This is a genomic window from Bacillus sp. NEAU-CP5, assembly GCF_026420705.1.
GTDB classification, from domain to species: Bacteria; Bacillota; Bacilli; order Bacillales; family Bacillaceae; genus Bacillus; species Bacillus velezensis.
The window spans coordinates 503,497-521,158 of the sequence record NZ_JAPMOV010000001.1; the positions used below are offsets into that span (position 1 = coordinate 503,497).

The window sequence follows — 17,662 nt, forward strand, 5'->3', positions numbered from 1 at the left end:
CGGATTAAAACGCCCGGTCATTCAGCCGGGCGTTTTTTTAAATCAGCAGTTTAAGGATCAGCATGATAAAGAAAACAGCACCGAACATACAGGCTGCTTTTATCAGCAGTTTCCCGTAATACCGTTCCTTAAACCGCCTTTCTTCTTCTGCATAACAAGCTGGCGCCTTCATCTTAGGGCTGCCGAGGTCAAGCGGCTCCTTCATCATATGATATAAACTCCCGCACTTACCGCATGATTCAAGATGGCGGGAAATAAACCGCTCCGTTTCTGTTTCACAATCGCCTTCAATATATAAAGGGAGTAAATCTCTCACTAAACAGCAAGTCATATCTGTCCGTCCTTCCTTTTTTCCGCCAAGTGCTGTTTCAGCTGCATTCTTGCCCTGTACAGGGTGCTCTTCACCTTCGAAAGACTCCAGTCCAAAACATCAGCAATCTCTTCGTAAGACAGCTCTTGAAATTCCCTTAAAATTAAAACGGTCTGCTGATCGCTTTTCAGACGCTGAATCTGCCCGGTCAGCGCATTCTGAGTGTCTGTCCGGGCGACGTAATGCTCCGGCAGTTCATATGTTGTTTGCTGAAGCCCTTCATTCAGAGTGATATCTGAAAATTGATATTTTCTATCACGTCTGTACCAATTGATGAAGGTATGATGGGCAATTGCATAGAGCCACGTTCTGATAGACGAATGGCCCTTAAACGAATCAAGCCCGTTAAATGCTTTCATAAATGTATCCTGAGCGAGGTCTTTAGCGGTCTCAGCATGATGTGTGCGTCTGTAAAGGTAATACATAATATCTTGATAATGTTCACGGTACAGCTGTTCAATTGACATCTTGTTTTTCATTTAAAAATAAAACCACACTGTCATCCAGATTGAGAGCACTATGAAGAATCCGTACAATCCATACGTCAGGCATTTCATGTATTTAATCTGGCGGATATCGCCGGACGGCGCATTCAAACCATGTTCATACTGCCCTTTTCTGTTTTCCGCCTCAGCTCCGAATAAATGCTCATGTTCTTTCATCCACTGGAGCGTGCCGCCTTCGAGTTCCCCCTCCTTATATAGGTCGTATAAATCGAAGAAGACAGCCTTTTTTTCTTTATTGTTCATAAAGGTTCACCGCCTCGTAAGTATCCGCGTTCACTACATATGCGTCATGACGGTTTGAACCGAACGGCTGAATAATGACGAGCCATGCGTTATATGTTACGCCGTCTTTCACCGCTATGACAGGCTTCACCCGCTTTTTGTAAATGATGCCGTTATAAGCTGCCGCCACTTTGTTGAAGGCTGTTTGTCCGTCTCTGTATGTATGCGGGAATGTTTTGGCACTTACCTGTCCGTAGAATGAAGCCTCTTTCATGCCTTCTTCATTCCGGAGCGTATAAACGAATGTGCCTTCAGAGTTTTCAAAAACGAGATTGCCTTCCGATTTATCAATTTGTCTAAGCTTTGAAGTATCCGCGTCCAGCAATGAAAAAAGCTTCTTCTGAAGTTTTGTTTTTGTTAAAACGGTGCTGTCAGGTGAGACTCTGATTTTCATAAGACGTCCGGATACTGCATCAAATATCAGCTCCGTTCCGTTATTCGCAGTTACGGTCAAACTGCTGCCGATCAGGCTGTTTATATTTGTATTTGTGATTTCAAATGTCTGATCAGGCATTTGCAGCGTACGAAAGGCGGCTTTTGATGCTTTCACTATGTCTTTTTCCGTCATATGCACCTGCGACAGTGACTCAAGCTGATAAATAGACGGATCTTCTGAAAAACCCATGATGGTGTCTTTTTCCCAGTAAAATACTGTGCCCGAATGTTCGTGTTTCGTCCCTTGTGTTTTCGGCGCAATCTCCACGACAAACTGTCCGTTTTCTTTTCTCACTGTTGTCTGAATCCCTTGTGTTTTTATTTTTCGGCCGTGCGCCGACAAGAAATCCAGCGACTTTTTCCGGTATTCCTCTTCTGTTAAAGTGCGGCCTTCCGGTTTTTTAAGATATTGGTAATTTGTAATCAATCGGGAAACCTCGTCCACTTCCGCTTCATAATCTTTCGTTTTAAAACGGTAAAAGTAATGGAGATCCTGATTGGTTTCTGTTAAATAAATCGGATTCTCTGCTGAAAAAAATGATGTAAGGATCCGTTCCGCTTGGTCTGAAGTGATATGTCCACCAACATCCTCAACAGTATCTTCAGCCAATGGCTTTGAAACCGCAAAAGCGGCATCTCCCGCATTGTATGCCGGATTCAAAAAGACAATAAAACCAGCGGCCGTTGCTCCCGCAAGAAAGTTTTTCGTCCGCTGTCTGATCCTGTCTGACCGATGAAATAAATGATGGGTCATCAGAAAACCGGCCATCGTTAAATACACCGTAAATGGGAGAAGTCTGCCGTAATCTTTTGTTACACCGGCCGAGGGCGCAGCGAGCACCCACACCAACAGCCCGATGACCCCAGCATAAAACACGCCGATAAAAACAGGTCTCGGTTTCCAATACATTTTAAAGAATAAAACATTCATAGAAATCAGCAGAAGTAAAACAACCGTAATAAAACATAGCATCGAAACTATATCCTCCCCCGCCATCGCATCGGGACTGATATTCCAGAAAGCGAAAAAGCTGAAGATCAGCTGAATGACCGGCAGTGTCACCACAGTGAGATCAAACGTATAAAACATGCCCTTTCCCCTCTGCTCCTGCGGCATGAGCATATAGTGAAACGCGGTGAGCAGCACATACCCATACATTAAGAGATGAACGATCGGAAGAAGCTCTCTTTCTTCCGATATCAAATAGTGCGCGCTAAAGTGAGTACTCTGCACCTGATGAACCAATTCAACTGTTATGCCCGCTAATAATACGGCCCTGAGCAGAATTCCTGAATAAAACCAAACTCTCTCACGGCTGATTTTCGGATGAAAAGTCAGCGCGTATAAAACAGCAAGGCAGACGGCTGACCACTGAATGATCAACACGCTCTGTCTGCTTAAAATGAAATACCTGTCGAAATGCTGAATAAAATGACTGAAAATCTCTGACATCTGAAACAATCCTTTTCGTTTATTAAGGCCTCACCCGTTTAGACAAACGGCTATAAAAAAAGTTTTACAGATCGGAACATTTTTCCCCTATCATTTTTCCCGACTTCATTTGTCATTTTTTTCAGAATAAATCGCATCATTCGACTCATGTCTGATTCAACACGTGCCTCTCGGCTTATCCCCCGATGCTGGCCGCCGGAAGCCTTTCCGGGACGATTCTATCAATTCATCAACGGAGTCTAGTTTTATATTGCAGAATGAGAGAATGCTGGTTTATTATAACAATATAAGTTTTCATTATTTTCAAAAAGGGGGATTTATTGTGGGTTTAGGTAAGAAATTGTCTGTTGCTGTCGCCGCTTCCTTTATGAGTTTAACCATCAGTCTTCCGGGTGTTCAGGCCGCTGAGAATCCTCAGCTTAAAGAAAACCTGACGAACTTTGTGCCGAAGCATTCTTTGGTGCAATCTGAATTGCCTTCAGTCAGTGACAAAGCAATCAAGCAATACTTGAAACAAAACGGCAAAGTCTTCAAAGGCAACCCTTCTGAGAGACTGAAGCTGATTGACCACACGACTGATGATCTCGGCTACAAGCACTTCCGTTATGTGCCTGTCGTTAACGGTGTGCCTGTGAAAGACTCGCAAGTCATTATTCACGTCGATAAATCCAACAATGTCTATGCGATTAACGGTGAATTAAACAACGATGCTTCTGCCAAAACGGCAAACAGCAAAAAATTATCTGCAAATCAGGCGCTGGATCATGCTTTTAAAGCAATCGGCAAATCACCTGAAGCCGTCTCTAACGGCAACGTTGCAAACAAAAACAAAGCTGAGCTGAAAGCAGCGGCCACAAAAGACGGTAAATACCGCCTCGCCTATGATGTAACCATCCGCTACATCGAACCGGAACCAGCTAACTGGGAAGTAACCGTTGATGCGGAAACAGGGAAAGTCCTGAAAAAGCAAAACAAAGTGGAGCATGCCGCTGCAACCGGAACAGGTACGACTCTTAAAGGAAAAACGGTCTCATTAAATATTTCTTCTGAAAGCGGCAAATACGTAATGCGTGATCTTTCTAAACCTACTGGAACGCAAATTATTACGTACGATCTGCAAAACCGACAATATAACCTGCCGGGCACGCTCGTATCAAGCACTACAAACCAGTTCACAACTTCTTCTCAGCGCGCTGCCGTTGATGCGCATTACAATCTCGGCAAAGTGTACGATTATTTCTATCAGACGTTTAAACGCAACAGCTATGACAATAAAGGCGGCAAAATCGTATCTTCCGTTCATTACGGCAGCAAATACAATAACGCGGCCTGGATCGGCGACCAAATGATTTACGGTGACGGTGACGGCTCATTCTTCTCGCCTCTTTCCGGTTCAATGGACGTAACGGCCCATGAAATGACACATGGTGTTACACAGGAAACAGCCAACCTGAACTATGAAAATCAGCCGGGCGCTTTAAACGAATCCTTCTCTGATGTATTCGGATACTTCAACGATACTGAGGACTGGGATATCGGTGAAGATATTACGGTCAGCCAGCCGGCTCTCCGCAGTTTATCCACTCCGACAAAATACGGACAGCCCGACCATTACAAAAATTATCGAAACCTTCCGAACACTGATGCCGGCGACTACGGCGGCGTGCATACAAACAGCGGAATTCCGAACAAAGCCGCTTACAACACGATTACAAAAATCGGCGTGAAAAAAGCGGAGCAGATTTACTATCGCGCACTAACGGTATATCTCACTCCGTCATCAAACTTTAAAGATGCAAAAGCAGCTTTGATTCAATCAGCGCGGGACCTTTACGGCTCTCAAGACGCTGCAAGCGTAGAAGCGGCCTGGAATGCGGTCGGTTTGTAAACAAGAAAAGAGACCGGAGAAATCCGGTCTCTTTTTTATATCTGAAACATTTCACAATGGCTTCACCATGATCATATATGTCTTTTCCCGATCGTCTTTTTCAAGCTTGAGCTGTTCAAAGCCGCATTGGCTTAAAAACAAAACCCATCCCTGCCTGTCCAGAGGAACGGCTGAAAACATTGCTTTATGCTCCCCTCTCAGCCGGCCCGCAATCTCTTCAATGACCGCGCGTCCGATTCCTTTCTCTTTTGTCTCCGGAGCGACGGCCACGGTTCCGAGCCACGGTTTTCCGTTTGAAGGGGCCCATTCCAAATGAAAACTGACGGCGGCAGGAGCGCCGTCAATCTCCCATACGAGCCACGTTCCATTGTACATGGAGTATGCAAGCATAAACTCCGCCGCATTTTTTGTTCCGAACTCTTCGTTTTTCCACACCGGGTGTGATGCCGCCAGCTGCTCCAGAAACCCGAGATCTTCTTCTACAAAATCTCTACCTGTCAGCATGTAAATAGTCGTTAAAGATAATTTTATGTATTGCCGGATTGCCCGCAAGCACGCTGTGGTTGTCTAAAAACGTAAACGGTTCGCCGTCTGTGGTCGTGTAAATGCCCCCGACTTCGTTCAGCAGCACGCAGCCGGCAGCGTAATCCCACGGTGCGAGCCTCATCGTAATGTATGCGTCAATGCGGCCGGCCGCAACACTGGCCAGCTCAAGTGCCGCCGAACCGTAGGAACGCGTTCCTCTGACCCGTTTTACGAGCGGCGCCAAAATACTCGGGTCAATCCTTCTGTTTTCCGTCACCCATGTGGCATTGATTGCAATAATGGCTTCTTCAATGGAAGCTTCTTTTAAAGGAGCAAGCGGCGTATTGTTCAGATAAGCTCCTTTTCCGCTGAATGCGTGATACAGCTCGTCCTGCATCACATCATAAATTAAGCCGATTTTGCCTTTTCCGTCTTCAAAGATGCCGATGGAGATCGCGAAATGCCGCTTTTGATGGACAAAATTCATCGTTCCGTCAATCGGATCAATGATCCAGACGATTCCGTCAAGGGAGCGGAGCTTATCTCCCTGCCCTTCTTCTCCGAGAATCCGGTGTCCGGGAAAAGTTCCCTGTATACGGTCAATGAAAAAGCGTTCCGTCTCTTTATCAATATTTGTGACTAAATCATTCGGATTTGATTTTGTTTCAATCGTCAAGCTTTCCTGCATGGATTGTCTGATTCTCGTTCCGGCTTCTTTTACCCATTTTTTTGCGATATCATCAATTTCCGTCCAATTTGTCATACCGTGTACCTCTTTTCTATGTATAGCTTATTCTATAGCATACTGATAAAGGCGATGAAAAAGCAAGGAAAATGAAAAAAATGCCTTCTCACGTAAAAACGAACCATTTCCTGCGGTTCGTTTTTACTATTCTTTATCCGTTAAGCCGAATCCATTCTTTTCTGAGACGTTCCAGTTTTCTTTTGCTGAGATCGATTTGATCTGCATTCTCTTTTTGCATGGCCTCATACAGGGTTGCCAATTCATAATCAACCTCTAGTCTCCAGACAGCTACACGGTTATTTTTTTCCTCCCTGAATCCTTCCTTCACCACTTGCCTCATTGTCTTTCGCCCCTTCCAGAGATCATTTGTTAAAAAAGCATCCCATTTTCCAATTTATTAATGATACTTCTTATATCGTATGGAAACTTATATTCGGCTGTAACAACATTCTTAAAATTGTGTGTTTACCTATTCGTTTTTTACCACCAATCCTCTCGGCTCAAACGTTCTCAATGTTTTTGCGGCCGGCGGCGGCTGTGGTAAAATATGAATACTTACGATAAGGAGGAAAAAGATGACTCAGATGCGTTTTACAAAAGAAGACTTCGATACATTTACAATAGAAGGTTTAGATCCGCGCATGGAGGTGTTAAAAGAACAAGTCCGTCCGAAGCTGACCTTGTTAGGAGAGCATTTCGCACCGACATTGTCAGCATTGACAGGAGATGAAATGTTCCCGCATGTCGCCAAGCACGCGAGAAGATCTGTCAACCCGCCGGCTGACAGCTGGGTTGCCTTTGCCAACAGCAAACGCGGGTATAAGAAACTCCCTCACTTTCAGATCGGTTTATGGGACACCCATATGTTTGTATGGTTTGCCATCATTTATGAATCTCCGATAAAAGAGGAATACGGCAGATTGCTGGAAGCGAAGCAGGAGGACATCACAAAACAGATTCCCGGTCATTTTGTATGGTCCCCGGATCATACGAAGCCAGGTGCGTACAAGCAGTCCGACATGGATCAGGAGCAGCTGAAAACATTATTTGAACGCCTGCAGACAGTGAAAAAAGCAGAGCTTTTGTGCGGCATTCAGCTGCAAAAAGAAGACGTGATCAACATGAACAACAATGAGTTCCTGCAAACCATTGAAGATGCTTTTAGGAAGCTTTCCTTTTTATACACACTGACTCAGAAAGTCTCATAACATAAAAAGCGGGCCGATTGCCGGCTCGCTTTGTCTACATTTTGATAATCGCTTGCTCTGATTGTTTCGCCTGTTTCACAGTCCGATAAGGGGAATAGGTGCTATCAGCTTCAAATTGGCTGCAGATTTTCTTTTCTTCCGCTTTCCCGGGAACGATTTCTTTAAAGCGGCGGTACGCATTCAGAAGTCTGTCTCGGTCAGCTCCTTTTTCATAGGCGTTTTCCACCTGCTGAAAAAAAGCAATAATATCCACGGCCTCCTCTGTCGTCCAGTCCTCATTCATCGGATATTGATATTCCAAATGTCTTCACTCCTTTATAATCATGCTCAAAATAAGCATCTTCCATAGATCATAAATTGTTCTTTACTTTCTTTCAAGTTCATAATATAATTCATTTGTTTTACGTTTAAAAAACGGGTAATAAAACTGAATGTAATACAAACTAATCCGTAGGTATTATGATAAAGGTGGGAAAACAATTGCCGCAACATGAAACACCCCTGTACAGCGGACTGAAAAAGCACGCGGACAGACAGCCTGTCCAATTCCACATTCCGGGCCATAAAAAAGGCGCGGGAATGGACCCGGAATTCAGACAATTTATCGGAGAAAACGCGTTAAGCATAGATTTAATTAATATCGAACCTCTGGATGATTTACATGCGCCAAAGGGCATCATTAAAGAAGCCCAGGATCTGGCCGCGGAAGCATTCGGCGCAGACCATACCTTCTTTTCCGTACAAGGGACGAGCGGCGCCATTATGACGATGGTCATGGCCGTATGCGGACCCGGAGATAAAATCATCATCCCGAGAAACGTTCATAAATCCATTATGTCGGCCATTGTATTTTCCGGAGCGGTGCCGATTTTTATACACCCGGAAATTGACGATGAGCTCGGAATTTCTCACGGCATTACGCTTGAGTCCGCAGAGCGGGCTTTGACGGAGCACCCTGACGCAAAAGGCCTGCTTGTCATAAATCCGACGTACTTCGGTGTGGCAGCGGACTTGAGCAGCATTGTAAAGCTCGCGCATTCTTTCAATGTGCCTGTGCTTGTCGATGAAGCGCACGGCGTTCATATTCATTTTCATGATAAGCTTCCTCTGTCCGCCATGCAGGCGGGCGCTGATATGGCAGCCACAAGCGTGCACAAATTGGGAGGCTCCCTGACGCAGAGCTCCATTTTAAATGTGAGAGAAGGTCTTGTTTCCAAAGAAAGAGTACAGTCGATTTTAAGCATGCTGACGACAACGTCAACATCCTATTTGCTTCTCGCTTCACTTGATGTCGCAAGAAAACGCCTCGCTACAGAAGGCCGCGATCTTCTTGAAGATACGATTCTGCTGGCGGATCAGACACGGGAACGTCTCAATCAAATCGAAGGCATCCGCTGTGTCGGCGAAGAAATCACAGGGTCTAAAGCTGCATTCAGTTATGATCCGACTAAATTAATCATTTCGGTCAAAAACCTCGGCCTGACGGGCCATGACGTTGAAAAATGGCTCCGCGAATCATATAATATCGAAGTCGAGCTGTCCGATTTGTATAATATTTTATGTATTTTCACCCCCGGAGACAGAGCGGGAGATGCCGACCGTCTTGTAAGCGCGCTTACAGACATTTCAAAGCAGGCTTCCGACAATGACTATGCTCATCAGCAAACCGAAGTTCTGCTTCCTGAAATTCCTCTGTTAGCGATGACGCCAAGAGACGCGTTTTACGCAAATACGGAAGTCATTCCGTTAAAAGAATCCGCGGGACGGATCATCGCAGAGTTTGTCATGGTGTACCCGCCGGGAATTCCGATCTTTATTCCGGGTGAGATCATTACTGAAGAAAATATCAGCTACATTTTTAAAAACTTGGACGCCGGCCTTCCTGTGCAGGGTCCCGAAGATGCAACGCTTGAAATGATCAGAGTCATCAAAGAGCAAAAAGCCATCCAATAAACATAAAGAAGCCCGAAACGAAATCGTTTCGGGCCTTTTTACGCTTTTTACTCTTCTTCAAGATGACACTGGCATTGTCCGCAGCATGTTCCGTATAACGTCGTGACCTTCTCATCCTCAAAGTAATGAATCGCTTCGTTACAGTCTTGGCAAACAATTGTACCCATCTGTCATTCCCCATTTCTCAGAATTTGAAAACGCTTAATTTTCACTTGTTGTTATTATATTATTATGTCACATTTAATATGTCAACCGATAAATTGTATAACACATTTATTTTTTTACGGTCTTTTTATAGCTCGAGGGTCAATCACAGTATATCCTTTATGACGCAATCCTTTTACAATGTCCGGCATGGCTTCCGCCGTCCATTTCCGGTCATGCATCAATATGTTGGCCCCGTCCCGCAGATAAGGACTGTTCAGTGTGATATCGGTAAGCGCTTTTTTGGATTGATATTTCTGATCCCAATCATACCCGAAGGTCCAGTTCATTTTCACCATACCTTCTTTTTTTATAAGTCTGTCACTGTAGTCTGTATTGCTTCCGAAAGGCGCCCTGAAAAATGCGGGCTTCTCTCCTATTACCTTTTCAACCGCTTTATTGACGCCAATGATTTCTTCCCGTTGTTTTTGTTCGGAAAGATCTTTTAAGTTTTGATGAGTCATTGTATGATTTCCGATCATAAAACCTAACTCATGAATATGCTTAAGCGCTTTCTTATTTTCATCTTTTTTCAAAAAATGTCCGTTCACAAAAAAGATCGCTGACGCATTGAGATCGTGCAGTTTGTCCGCAATCTCAGCGGCATGCTGATCAGGCGCGTCATCGATCGTTACCAATGCGATCGGTTTTTTCTCTTTCTGTTCATCCATTTTTTCCACAGAAAAACTTTTCGGATTGATATAGTAACGGGGCTCCGCCTTTTGTTTTTTCTGTTTTTCCTCTTTTGTATGGTGGTTTTCCCGTTTGGCGTGATTGGCCGCGGCTTGAGAATGGGGTTTGTTTGTTTGCATCTTTTCATTTGATTGGCAGCCGGCGAGTAAGCACATACACATGACGGCTGCAGCGGCTTTATACATGACAATCCCTCCTGATATGGTTTTGCCCCCAGTATAACGAAAAAACAGCGCTCTCACGAAAAACAATGTGCCTTTTTTACACATCGGCTGCGCAAGTTGTCACACGTATTATTTCTTCATTAAAAACGGTTTCAATTATATAACAATTCAGTAACAAGCCTTAGGTTTTTCACCTCTCGTGATACACTTGATATAGTCCTTATCAATGGATGAACCAATATATTATATAAAACAGAGGAGTAAGATAGATGCGCTACCGTACGGTGTTTCCCTTTTTTTTGATGCTGTTCGTTCTGTCAAGCTGTTCGGTTTCTACTGTCAGTCCATTCACAAAAAACCGGATCGACAGCATTCATCACACTCAAATCTTGTTTTTTTCCGATGAAAATCATATAGATAAAGAAGTGCCTTATTACGATGCGATCCTTGATTTAGAAAAGAAATATCCCCATCATGTCGATCAAATGAAGGTTTATGACAACAGAAAGGGATGGGAAGAGGAAATCAACACGTTCCCTGCGCTGATGGTGATCAATCATCGGCATGTGGTCATGAAGATTGAGGGATCCGTAAAGAAAAAAGAGGATATCATCAAACCTATGCAGCATGTGCTTGCACAATAAAAACAGCCCCCGCTTTTACAAACGGGGGCTGTTTCTTTGTTACATTATTATTTTACGATATGGATCGGGCTTCCGATTGCTACTTCGGCAGCTTCCATAGTGATTTCGCCCAATGTCGGGTGAGCGTGAATTGTCATTGCGATATCTTCAGCAGTCATTCCGCCTTCGATCGCCAGACTCAATTCAGAAATCATGTCAGAAGCGCTTGCGCCGGCAATTTGCGCACCGATTACAAGACCGTCTTCTTTACGAGTGATCAGCTTCATGAAGCCGTCAGTTTCGTTAAGAGACAGCGCACGTCCGTTCGCTGCAAACGGGAACTTAGCTGCAACGACTTCAATGCCTTCTTCTTTCGCCTGTGCTTCAGTGTAACCGACAGAAGCCAGTTCAGGCTCAGAGAATACAACCGCCGGAATACCGAGGTAATCGATTTCAGCCGGCTCTCCTGAAATAGCTTCCGCAGCGATTTTACCTTCGTAAGACGCTTTGTGAGCCAATGGAGGTCCGTCAATGATGTCACCGATTGCGTAGATGTTCGGTACGTTTGTGCGGCACTGCTTGTCTGTTTTAATGACACCGCGGTCAGTCATTTCGATACCAACTTGCTCAAGGCCGAGCTCATCAGTGTTCGGACGGCGTCCGACAGTGATTAATACGTAATCAGCATCAACCGTTTTTTCTTCGCCTTTTACTTCGAATGTAACTGTTACGCCGTCAGGTCTTTCCTCAACGCCTTTAGCCATGGCGCTTGTATGGATTTCAACGTTGCCTTTTTTCTTCAGTCTGCGGGTAACGAGAGAACTCATTTGTTTTTCGAAGCCAGGAAGAATTTCATCTCCGCCTTCTAAAATAACCAATTCAGTTCCGAAGTTCGCATACGCTGTTCCAAGCTCAGTACCGATATATCCGCCGCCGATAACAACGAGCTTTTTCGGAATTTCTTTAAGCGCAAGTGCGCCTGTAGAGTTCAGAACGCGTTCGCTATATTTGAAGTTTGGCAATTCGATAGGGCGAGAACCGGTAGCAATGATTGCGTTTTTAAATGTGTATGTTTGCGCAGAGTTCTCATCCATTACACGGACAGAGTTGCTGTCTACGAAATAAGCTTCCCCTTTTATAACGTCCACTTTATTTCCTTTTAAAAGACCTGCAACACCGCCGGTAAGCTTATTTACAACAGAAGCTTTCCATTCTTGGACTTTTGTAAAGTCAACCGTTACGTTCTCAGCAGTGATTCCCATGTCATCTGAATGTTTTGCATTCTCGTAACGATGGCCTGCATTGATGAGCGCTTTTGAAGGAATACAGCCGACGTTCAGACAAACGCCTCCAAGAGTTGCTTTTTCAACGACTGTTACTTTTTGTCCAAGCTGAGCAGCGCGGATGGCAGCTACATAGCCGCCGGGTCCCGCACCAATCACAAGAGTATCTGTTTCAATAGGGAAATCTCCTACTACCATAACATTACGCCTCCATTAAAATAAGTTGTGGATCGTTCAGTAAACGCTTGATGTGGTTTAACGCATTTTGTGCAGTTGCTCCGTCAATCATACGGTGGTCAAAGCTGAGAGAAAGAGCTAAGACAGGAGCAGCTACAATTTCACCGTCACGGACGATCGCTTTTTCAGCAATACGGCCGATACCGAGAATCGCAACCTCTGGGTGGTTGATAACCGGTGTGAACCATTGGCCTCCGGCAGAACCGATATTTGTGATCGTGCAAGAAGCGCCTTTCATTTCCGCAGGTGCAAGCTTGCCTTCACGCGCTTTTGTAGCAAGGCTGTTGATTTCATCAGAGATTTCGAAAACGGCTTTACGGTCGGCATTTTTCACTACCGGCACAAGCAGGCCTTTTTCGGTATCCGCTGCAATTCCGATGTTGAAGTAATGTTTTTGGATCACTTCATCTGTTTTATCATCAATAGATGTGTTTAAAACAGGGAATTTTTTCAAAGCGGATGTTAATGCTTTGACGACGTAAGGCAGATAAGTCAGCTTGATGCCTTGATCAGCAGCAACTTGTTTGAACTGTTTGCGGTGAGCAACAAGATTTGTTACGTCAACTTCATCCATAAGAGTTACGTGCGGTGCAGTATGCTTAGAGTTCACCATTGCTTTCGCGATCGCTTTACGGATACCGCTCATTTTTTCGCGTGTTTCAGGGAATTCGCCTTCAGGAGCCTGAGCCGCTGCAGGTTTAGCTGTTTCCTGAGGTGCAGCTGTTTCTTGCGGTGCCGCTTCTTGAGCCGCTCCTCCATTTGCAAAGCTGTCGATATCTTCTTTTACAACACGTCCGTTATTGCCTGAACCTGTTACTTTACGGATATCCACGCCTTTTTCACGGGCATATTTGCGTACGGAAGGCATCGCGATCACGCGTTTGTTCGGATCAGCTTCCGCTTGGTCCTGCTGTCCTGCGCCGGTTTCTTTTGCAGGCTCTTTAGGAGTCTCTTCTTTAGAGATATCCTGCCCTGCTTCAGCAGACGACTGAACTTGAGCCTCAGTTTTCGCATCTCCTGAATCATGGCTTCCTTTAAATTGAAGATCTTCGTAACCAGGTGCGTCAAACGTAATAATCGTTTGTCCAACAGTTGCAACTGTTCCCTCTTCAACTTTTAATTCTAATACTTTTCCTTTAACAGGTGAAGGAATTTCTACCACTGCTTTATCATTTTGCACTTCAGCCAGAACATCGTCTTCTTCTACCTCGTCGTTCGGCTTAACAAACCATTTTACGATTTCGCCTTCGTGGATACCTTCCCCGATATCCGGAAGTTTAAATTCAAATGCCACAGTTTTCGACCTCCTAGTTGATTAAGCAAATTTTAGTTATGCATACGCAAGCATTGAACCTAGTAAACAGACTCCTTCATAATAAGAGAAAAGGACTCTCTTTACCGTCTTTTATGATGCTTGATTAAAATTCAAGAACTTTTTTCGCAGTTTCAAGAACGTCTTTATGGTTTGGAAGCCATACGCTCTCAGCAAGCGAGAAAGGAAATACTGTATCAGGCGCCGCAACACGCAGAACCGGAGCTTCCAGGCTCAGAATCGCGCGATCATTGATTTCAGCTACAACGTTGGCAGCGATGCCGGCTTGTTTTTGAGCTTCCTGCACGACAATTGCGCGGCCTGTTTTTTCAACAGAAGCAATAATCGTATCAATATCAAGCGGACTTACAGTGCGAAGGTCGATAACTTCAGCAGAAACGCCTTCTTTTTCAAGCTCTTCAGCAGCCTTAAGCGACTCATGAACCATCGCGCCGTATGTGATGATAGAAAGGTCAGTACCTTCGCGTTTCACATCAGCTTTGCCAAGCTCGATTGTGTATTCCTCCTCAGGAACTTCCTGACGGAAAGAACGGTAAAGTTTCATATGCTCTAAGAAAACAACCGGATCATTGTCTCTGATAGAGGCAATCAGCAGTCCTTTTGCATCGTAAGGAGTGGAAGGGATAACAACTTTAATACCCGGCTGCTGAGCGATAAGGCCTTCCAAACTGTCAGCGTGAAGTTCAGGTGTATGAACCCCTCCGCCGAATGGAGAACGGATTGTCACCGGAGAAGTCCAGCGTCCGCCGGAACGGTAGCGGAGACGAGCCATTTGTCCTGAGATTGAATCCATTACTTCATATACGAATCCGAAGAATTGGATTTCCATAACAGGACGGTAATCTTGCAGGCCTAAACCGAGAGCGAGACCGCCGATACCGGATTCAGCAAGCGGCGTGTCAAATACGCGGTCCTCACCGAATTCTTTTTGAAGGCCTTCAGTTGCACGGAATACGCCTCCGGCAACGCCTACATCTTCCCCGAAAAGCAGAACGTTTTCATTGTTTTTCAGTTCTGTGCGTAACGCATCAGTGATTGCTTGAATCATTGTCATTTGCGCCATGGCTTACTTCGACTCCTTCGCTTTGTAAATTTCAAGTTGTTCTTTCAAGTTGAACGTCGGCTCTTCAAACATATTCTCAATCAGCTCTGTTACTTTCGGTTTTGATTCGCCGTCAGCCTTTTTGATAGCTTGTTTGATTTCTTCTTTGGCCTGTTCAATCACTTTGTTCTCTTCTTCTTCAGACCATAGTCCTTTGTTTTCCAAGAACTTGCGGAAACGTACGAGCGGGTCTTTTTGCTCCCATTCATTTTCTATTTCTTTCGTACGATATTTAGTCGGATCGTCACCGGACATTGTATGAGGTCCGTAACGGAATGTAAGAGTTTCAATCAGAGTCGGACCTTCACCGTTAATTGCGCGTTGGCGTGCTTCTGCGGTTGCAGCATAAACGGCTAGTGCATCCATTCCGTCTACTTGAACACCTGTAATACCGACGGCAACTGCTTTTTGGGCAATTGTCTGTGCGGATGATTGCTTTTCTACAGGAGTTGAAATCGCATAGCGGTTATTCTGAACAACGAAGATCGCTGGTGCTTTAAATGCTCCGGCAAAGTTCATTCCTTCATAGAAGTCACCTTGAGAAGCTCCGCCGTCACCAGTGTAAGTAATAGCTACCGCTTTTTTACCGCGCTTTTTAAGCCCTAAAGCTACACCTGCGGTTTGAATAATTTGAGCACCAATAATAATTTGAGGTGATAAAGCATTTACTCCCTCAGGCATCTGATTACCTTTAAAATGGCCTCTTGAGAACAGGAATGCCTGGTGTAAAGGAAGACCGTGCCAAATCAGCTGAGGAACGTCACGATAACCCGGAAGGATAAAGTCGTCCTGTTCAAGCGCGAAGTGTGATGCAATTTGAGAAGCTTCCTGGCCCGCTGTCGGTGCATAGAAACCTAAACGTCCTTGACGGGAAAGAGAAATTGAACGCTGGTCTAAAATGCGGATATACACCATTCTTCTCATTAATTCCTTTAACTGATCATCTGAAAGATCAGGCATTGCGTCTTTATTTACGACTTCTCCTTCAGCATTTAAAATTTGGAACGTTTCAAACTGCTTATGAATAGCATCAAATTGTTTTTTGCTATCAACAATTGAAGTTTTTGTCTTTGCAGCCATTTTTTAAACCACCTCTTCTTTTGATTTAACAGGGTTAGGATACCGTTTAGCCATCCGTATTAAAAACAGTCTTATCATGCTCTGCAATTCTAAAATTAATCATTCAGAAATTCACATAGCGCTTAAGCAAAGATAATGACGTTTAAACTGTACTAATAAAAAAAGATTTTTTATTAGTACAATATGATCAACAACCATAGTTTACAGTAATTAAACAAAGCCGTCAATCATTTATAACCTCATTTTGAAACCGCTTATAAAACTTAAGATCATATTGCGCCAAACTGTACTATAAAAGACTTTGAACTGTATTATAAAAATGCTCTACTGTACTATAATTAAAAAAAATTACAAAGAGTAAATTAAGTTATTTAACTTAGGGGCGGGCTTTGAAAAGATGCCGCGGGATAAAAACGGGCAGTTAGCAATCGTCCCGCCTGCCGAACAGACGGGACGATGCTTTTGTCTAATTATTCAATACCTGCCCACACGATATTCAGCGGCGTCAGCACGGCATGAGGATGAAACTCGGAAATCGGAGTGAAAAATACATACGTAAAATCTTCGGCTGGATCAGAAAACATGCCGCACCAACCCATTCCAAGATGTGAGAAGGTGCCTTCTGTCATGAAATAATGGTCACCGGCCGGCCACAAATTAATGCCTAAACCAAAGCCGCCTTCCTCTCTGGGCGCTCCGAAGAAGTAAAAAGGAAGACCCGGCTTTATTTGATTTCTCAGCATCGCCTCGACTGTTTTTCTTCCAAGCAGCTTCTTATCTTTCAATCTGCCTTTATTTCTAAACATTTCAGCCAACTTCCAAATATCTCGCAACGAAGAGTACAGACCGCTTGTCGCTTTATTCGGAAAATACGGGTGATGACTTTTTTCCAGCTGTACGCACTCGTGCTCATTGATCACACAAACTTCTTCTTTTAAAGCATCAGGCACATAAAAATACGTTCTTTCTAATCCGAGCGCTTCAATAATATGCTTTGTTACATACTGTTCGTAGGGTACGCCTGTTACTTTTGAAATAATGATGCCAAGTATAACAAAACCGGTTCTGGAATAGTTCCATGCTTCATCCGCTCCGTACTCCAAAGGCGTACTGACGAGATAGTTTATCCATTCTTCCTCATTCGTTAAGTCAATGCCTTCAGCCTTTTGAATATCCAGCTCAAAACTTAATCCCGCCGTATGAGTCAAAAGGTGCAAAATTTTAATTTCTCCGAAACCCGGTTTATCAAACGCAGGCAAAATGAGCTTGACCGGCATTTTCAGATCGAGCAAACCTTTTTCGACGAGCTGCATGACGGCTACAGCGGTAAACACTTTTGTCAAAGAACCGATTTCTCTGATTGTATCAAGCTCAAATGTTTGCTTTTCGTTTTGTCCGCCGGTAAATTCCCCTAACGACTCAGCTGCAAAAACCTTACCTCCTCTTGACATCATATAACTCGCACATTGCAGAACTCCATTGTCTATCATCGTCTGATAATGGCTGTTAAGAGCGTTAATTTGTTTCATATCAAATGCCGGATTGCTTATTGTTTGTTTCATTGTTTTCTCCCCCTGT

Annotated in this window: 19 protein-coding genes; 4 read left to right on the forward strand and 15 right to left on the reverse strand. The window is 44.2% G+C overall.

Going from position 1 to position 17,662, the window contains the following annotated elements; genetic code table 11:
- Positions 1-37 precede the first annotated feature (37 nt).
- The 4 genes from OTK50_RS02005 to OTK50_RS02020 are packed head-to-tail and all read right to left on the reverse strand — an operon-like array spanning position 38 to position 3,046.
- Positions 38-331, reverse strand: coding sequence for an anti-sigma factor family protein (locus OTK50_RS02005; protein WP_032874797.1), 294 nt, complete (start codon positions 329-331; stop codon positions 38-40).
- Positions 328-849, reverse strand: a complete 522-nt coding sequence (locus OTK50_RS02010; protein ID WP_012117481.1) for a sigma-70 family RNA polymerase sigma factor — start codon at positions 847-849, stop codon at positions 328-330. The genes OTK50_RS02005 and OTK50_RS02010 overlap by 4 nt, the downstream gene beginning before the upstream one ends.
- Positions 850-1,119, reverse strand: a complete 270-nt coding sequence (locus OTK50_RS02015; protein ID WP_007611185.1) for a hypothetical protein — start codon at positions 1,117-1,119, stop codon at positions 850-852.
- Positions 1,109-3,046: a hypothetical protein gene (locus OTK50_RS02020; RefSeq protein ID WP_045207329.1), complete on the reverse strand. Its 1,938-nt coding sequence runs from the start codon at positions 3,044-3,046 to the stop codon at positions 1,109-1,111. The genes OTK50_RS02015 and OTK50_RS02020 overlap by 11 nt, the downstream gene beginning before the upstream one ends.
- Before the next feature lie 322 nt (positions 3,047-3,368).
- Between OTK50_RS02020 and OTK50_RS02025 the strand changes: the two genes are divergently transcribed.
- Complete coding sequence (locus tag OTK50_RS02025; protein ID WP_032874795.1) at positions 3,369-4,934, forward strand: M4 family metallopeptidase; 1,566 nt, start codon at positions 3,369-3,371, stop codon at positions 4,932-4,934.
- A 51-nt stretch (positions 4,935-4,985) separates the two neighbouring features.
- Here the strand turns inward: OTK50_RS02025 and OTK50_RS02030 are convergent, their stop codons facing one another.
- The 3 genes from OTK50_RS02030 to OTK50_RS02040 all read right to left on the reverse strand — a co-directional run bounded on the left by OTK50_RS02030 (position 4,986) and on the right by OTK50_RS02040 (position 6,544).
- Positions 4,986-5,438, reverse strand: a complete 453-nt coding sequence (locus OTK50_RS02030; protein WP_045207327.1) for a GNAT family N-acetyltransferase — start codon at positions 5,436-5,438, stop codon at positions 4,986-4,988.
- Entirely contained in the window at positions 5,425-6,222 is a 798-nt protein-coding gene (suhB, locus tag OTK50_RS02035) for an inositol-1-monophosphatase (protein WP_045207326.1), read from the reverse strand. Before suhB ends, OTK50_RS02030 begins: the two co-directional genes overlap by 14 nt.
- Positions 6,223-6,355: 133 nt before the next feature.
- On the reverse strand, positions 6,356-6,544 hold the full coding sequence (locus tag OTK50_RS02040; protein WP_007409669.1) for a hypothetical protein: 189 nt from the start codon (positions 6,542-6,544) through the stop codon (positions 6,356-6,358).
- Positions 6,545-6,779: 235 nt separating this feature from the next.
- Between OTK50_RS02040 and OTK50_RS02045 the strand changes: the two genes are divergently transcribed.
- Entirely contained in the window at positions 6,780-7,412 is a 633-nt protein-coding gene (locus tag OTK50_RS02045; protein ID WP_007409668.1) for a DUF1054 domain-containing protein, read from the forward strand.
- Positions 7,413-7,446: 34 nt separating this feature from the next.
- Here OTK50_RS02045 and OTK50_RS02050 read toward each other — a convergent pair whose 3' ends face one another.
- Positions 7,447-7,713, reverse strand: a complete 267-nt coding sequence (locus OTK50_RS02050; protein WP_130571027.1) for a UPF0223 family protein — start codon at positions 7,711-7,713, stop codon at positions 7,447-7,449.
- Between the two features lie 179 nt (positions 7,714-7,892).
- Between OTK50_RS02050 and OTK50_RS02055 the strand changes: the two genes are divergently transcribed.
- Positions 7,893-9,365: an aminotransferase class I/II-fold pyridoxal phosphate-dependent enzyme gene (locus OTK50_RS02055; protein ID WP_032874787.1), complete on the forward strand. Its 1,473-nt coding sequence runs from the start codon at positions 7,893-7,895 to the stop codon at positions 9,363-9,365.
- A 47-nt stretch (positions 9,366-9,412) separates the two neighbouring features.
- Here the strand turns inward: OTK50_RS02055 and OTK50_RS02060 are convergent, their stop codons facing one another.
- Together OTK50_RS02060 and OTK50_RS02065 are read right to left on the reverse strand one after the other, a co-directional pair.
- Positions 9,413-9,532, reverse strand: coding sequence for a GapA-binding peptide SR1P (locus OTK50_RS02060; protein ID WP_003154518.1), 120 nt, complete (start codon positions 9,530-9,532; stop codon positions 9,413-9,415).
- A gap of 114 nt (positions 9,533-9,646) precedes the next feature.
- Complete coding sequence (locus OTK50_RS02065; protein WP_224224236.1) at positions 9,647-10,447, reverse strand: polysaccharide deacetylase family protein; 801 nt, start codon at positions 10,445-10,447, stop codon at positions 9,647-9,649.
- A 248-nt stretch (positions 10,448-10,695) separates the two neighbouring features.
- On the opposite strand from OTK50_RS02065, the gene OTK50_RS02070 reads away from it, so the two are divergent.
- Entirely contained in the window at positions 10,696-11,070 is a 375-nt protein-coding gene (locus OTK50_RS02070) for a hypothetical protein (RefSeq protein WP_038457893.1), read from the forward strand.
- Between the two features lie 47 nt (positions 11,071-11,117).
- Here the strand turns inward: OTK50_RS02070 and lpdA are convergent, their stop codons facing one another.
- From lpdA to OTK50_RS02095, 5 genes are all read right to left on the reverse strand, one after another.
- Entirely contained in the window at positions 11,118-12,530 is a 1,413-nt protein-coding gene (lpdA, locus tag OTK50_RS02075; protein ID WP_007409663.1) for a dihydrolipoyl dehydrogenase, read from the reverse strand.
- A gap of 4 nt (positions 12,531-12,534) precedes the next feature.
- Complete coding sequence (gene pdhC, locus OTK50_RS02080) at positions 12,535-13,863, reverse strand: pyruvate dehydrogenase complex dihydrolipoyllysine-residue acetyltransferase (protein ID WP_007611173.1); 1,329 nt, start codon at positions 13,861-13,863, stop codon at positions 12,535-12,537.
- 124 nt (positions 13,864-13,987) lie between these two features.
- Positions 13,988-14,965 carry a pyruvate dehydrogenase complex E1 component subunit beta gene (pdhB, locus tag OTK50_RS02085; protein ID WP_003154528.1) on the reverse strand — a complete coding sequence of 326 codons (978 nt, stop codon included), beginning with the start codon at positions 14,963-14,965 and terminating at the stop codon, positions 13,988-13,990.
- Between the two features lie 3 nt (positions 14,966-14,968).
- A complete protein-coding gene (gene pdhA, locus OTK50_RS02090; RefSeq protein ID WP_007611171.1) occupies positions 14,969-16,084 on the reverse strand; it encodes a pyruvate dehydrogenase (acetyl-transferring) E1 component subunit alpha in 1,116 nt (371 codons plus the stop codon).
- A gap of 470 nt (positions 16,085-16,554) precedes the next feature.
- Entirely contained in the window at positions 16,555-17,646 is a 1,092-nt protein-coding gene (locus OTK50_RS02095) for a serine hydrolase domain-containing protein (protein WP_224224235.1), read from the reverse strand.
- Positions 17,647-17,662 lie beyond the last annotated feature (16 nt).

Excerpts from the sequence above, each read along its gene's own strand:
- suhB (WP_045207326.1), bottom strand. The coding sequence starts at position 6,222 with ATGACAAATTGGACGGAAATTGATGATATCGCAAAAAAATGGGTAAAA.
- OTK50_RS02030 (WP_045207327.1), bottom strand. The coding sequence starts at position 5,438 with ATGCTGACAGGTAGAGATTTTGTAGAAGAAGATCTCGGGTTTCTGGAG.
- OTK50_RS02060 (WP_003154518.1), bottom strand. The coding sequence starts at position 9,532 with ATGGGTACAATTGTTTGCCAAGACTGTAACGAAGCGATTCATTACTTT.
- pdhB (WP_003154528.1), bottom strand. The coding sequence starts at position 14,965 with ATGGCGCAAATGACAATGATTCAAGCAATCACTGATGCGTTACGCACA.
- pdhA (WP_007611171.1), bottom strand. The coding sequence starts at position 16,084 with ATGGCTGCAAAGACAAAAACTTCAATTGTTGATAGCAAAAAACAATTT.
- OTK50_RS02020 (WP_045207329.1), bottom strand. The coding sequence starts at position 3,046 with ATGTCAGAGATTTTCAGTCATTTTATTCAGCATTTCGACAGGTATTTC.
- OTK50_RS02015 (WP_007611185.1), bottom strand. The coding sequence starts at position 1,119 with ATGAACAATAAAGAAAAAAAGGCTGTCTTCTTCGATTTATACGACCTA.
- OTK50_RS02065 (WP_224224236.1), bottom strand. The coding sequence starts at position 10,447 with ATGTATAAAGCCGCTGCAGCCGTCATGTGTATGTGCTTACTCGCCGGC.
- OTK50_RS02095 (WP_224224235.1), bottom strand. The coding sequence starts at position 17,646 with ATGAAACAAACAATAAGCAATCCGGCATTTGATATGAAACAAATTAAC.
- OTK50_RS02070 (WP_038457893.1), top strand. The coding sequence starts at position 10,696 with ATGCGCTACCGTACGGTGTTTCCCTTTTTTTTGATGCTGTTCGTTCTG.
- OTK50_RS02045 (WP_007409668.1), top strand. The coding sequence starts at position 6,780 with ATGACTCAGATGCGTTTTACAAAAGAAGACTTCGATACATTTACAATA.
- lpdA (WP_007409663.1), bottom strand. The coding sequence starts at position 12,530 with ATGGTAGTAGGAGATTTCCCTATTGAAACAGATACTCTTGTGATTGGT.
- OTK50_RS02040 (WP_007409669.1), bottom strand. The coding sequence starts at position 6,544 with ATGAGGCAAGTGGTGAAGGAAGGATTCAGGGAGGAAAAAAATAACCGT.
- OTK50_RS02010 (WP_012117481.1), bottom strand. The coding sequence starts at position 849 with ATGAAAAACAAGATGTCAATTGAACAGCTGTACCGTGAACATTATCAA.
- OTK50_RS02005 (WP_032874797.1), bottom strand. The coding sequence starts at position 331 with ATGACTTGCTGTTTAGTGAGAGATTTACTCCCTTTATATATTGAAGGC.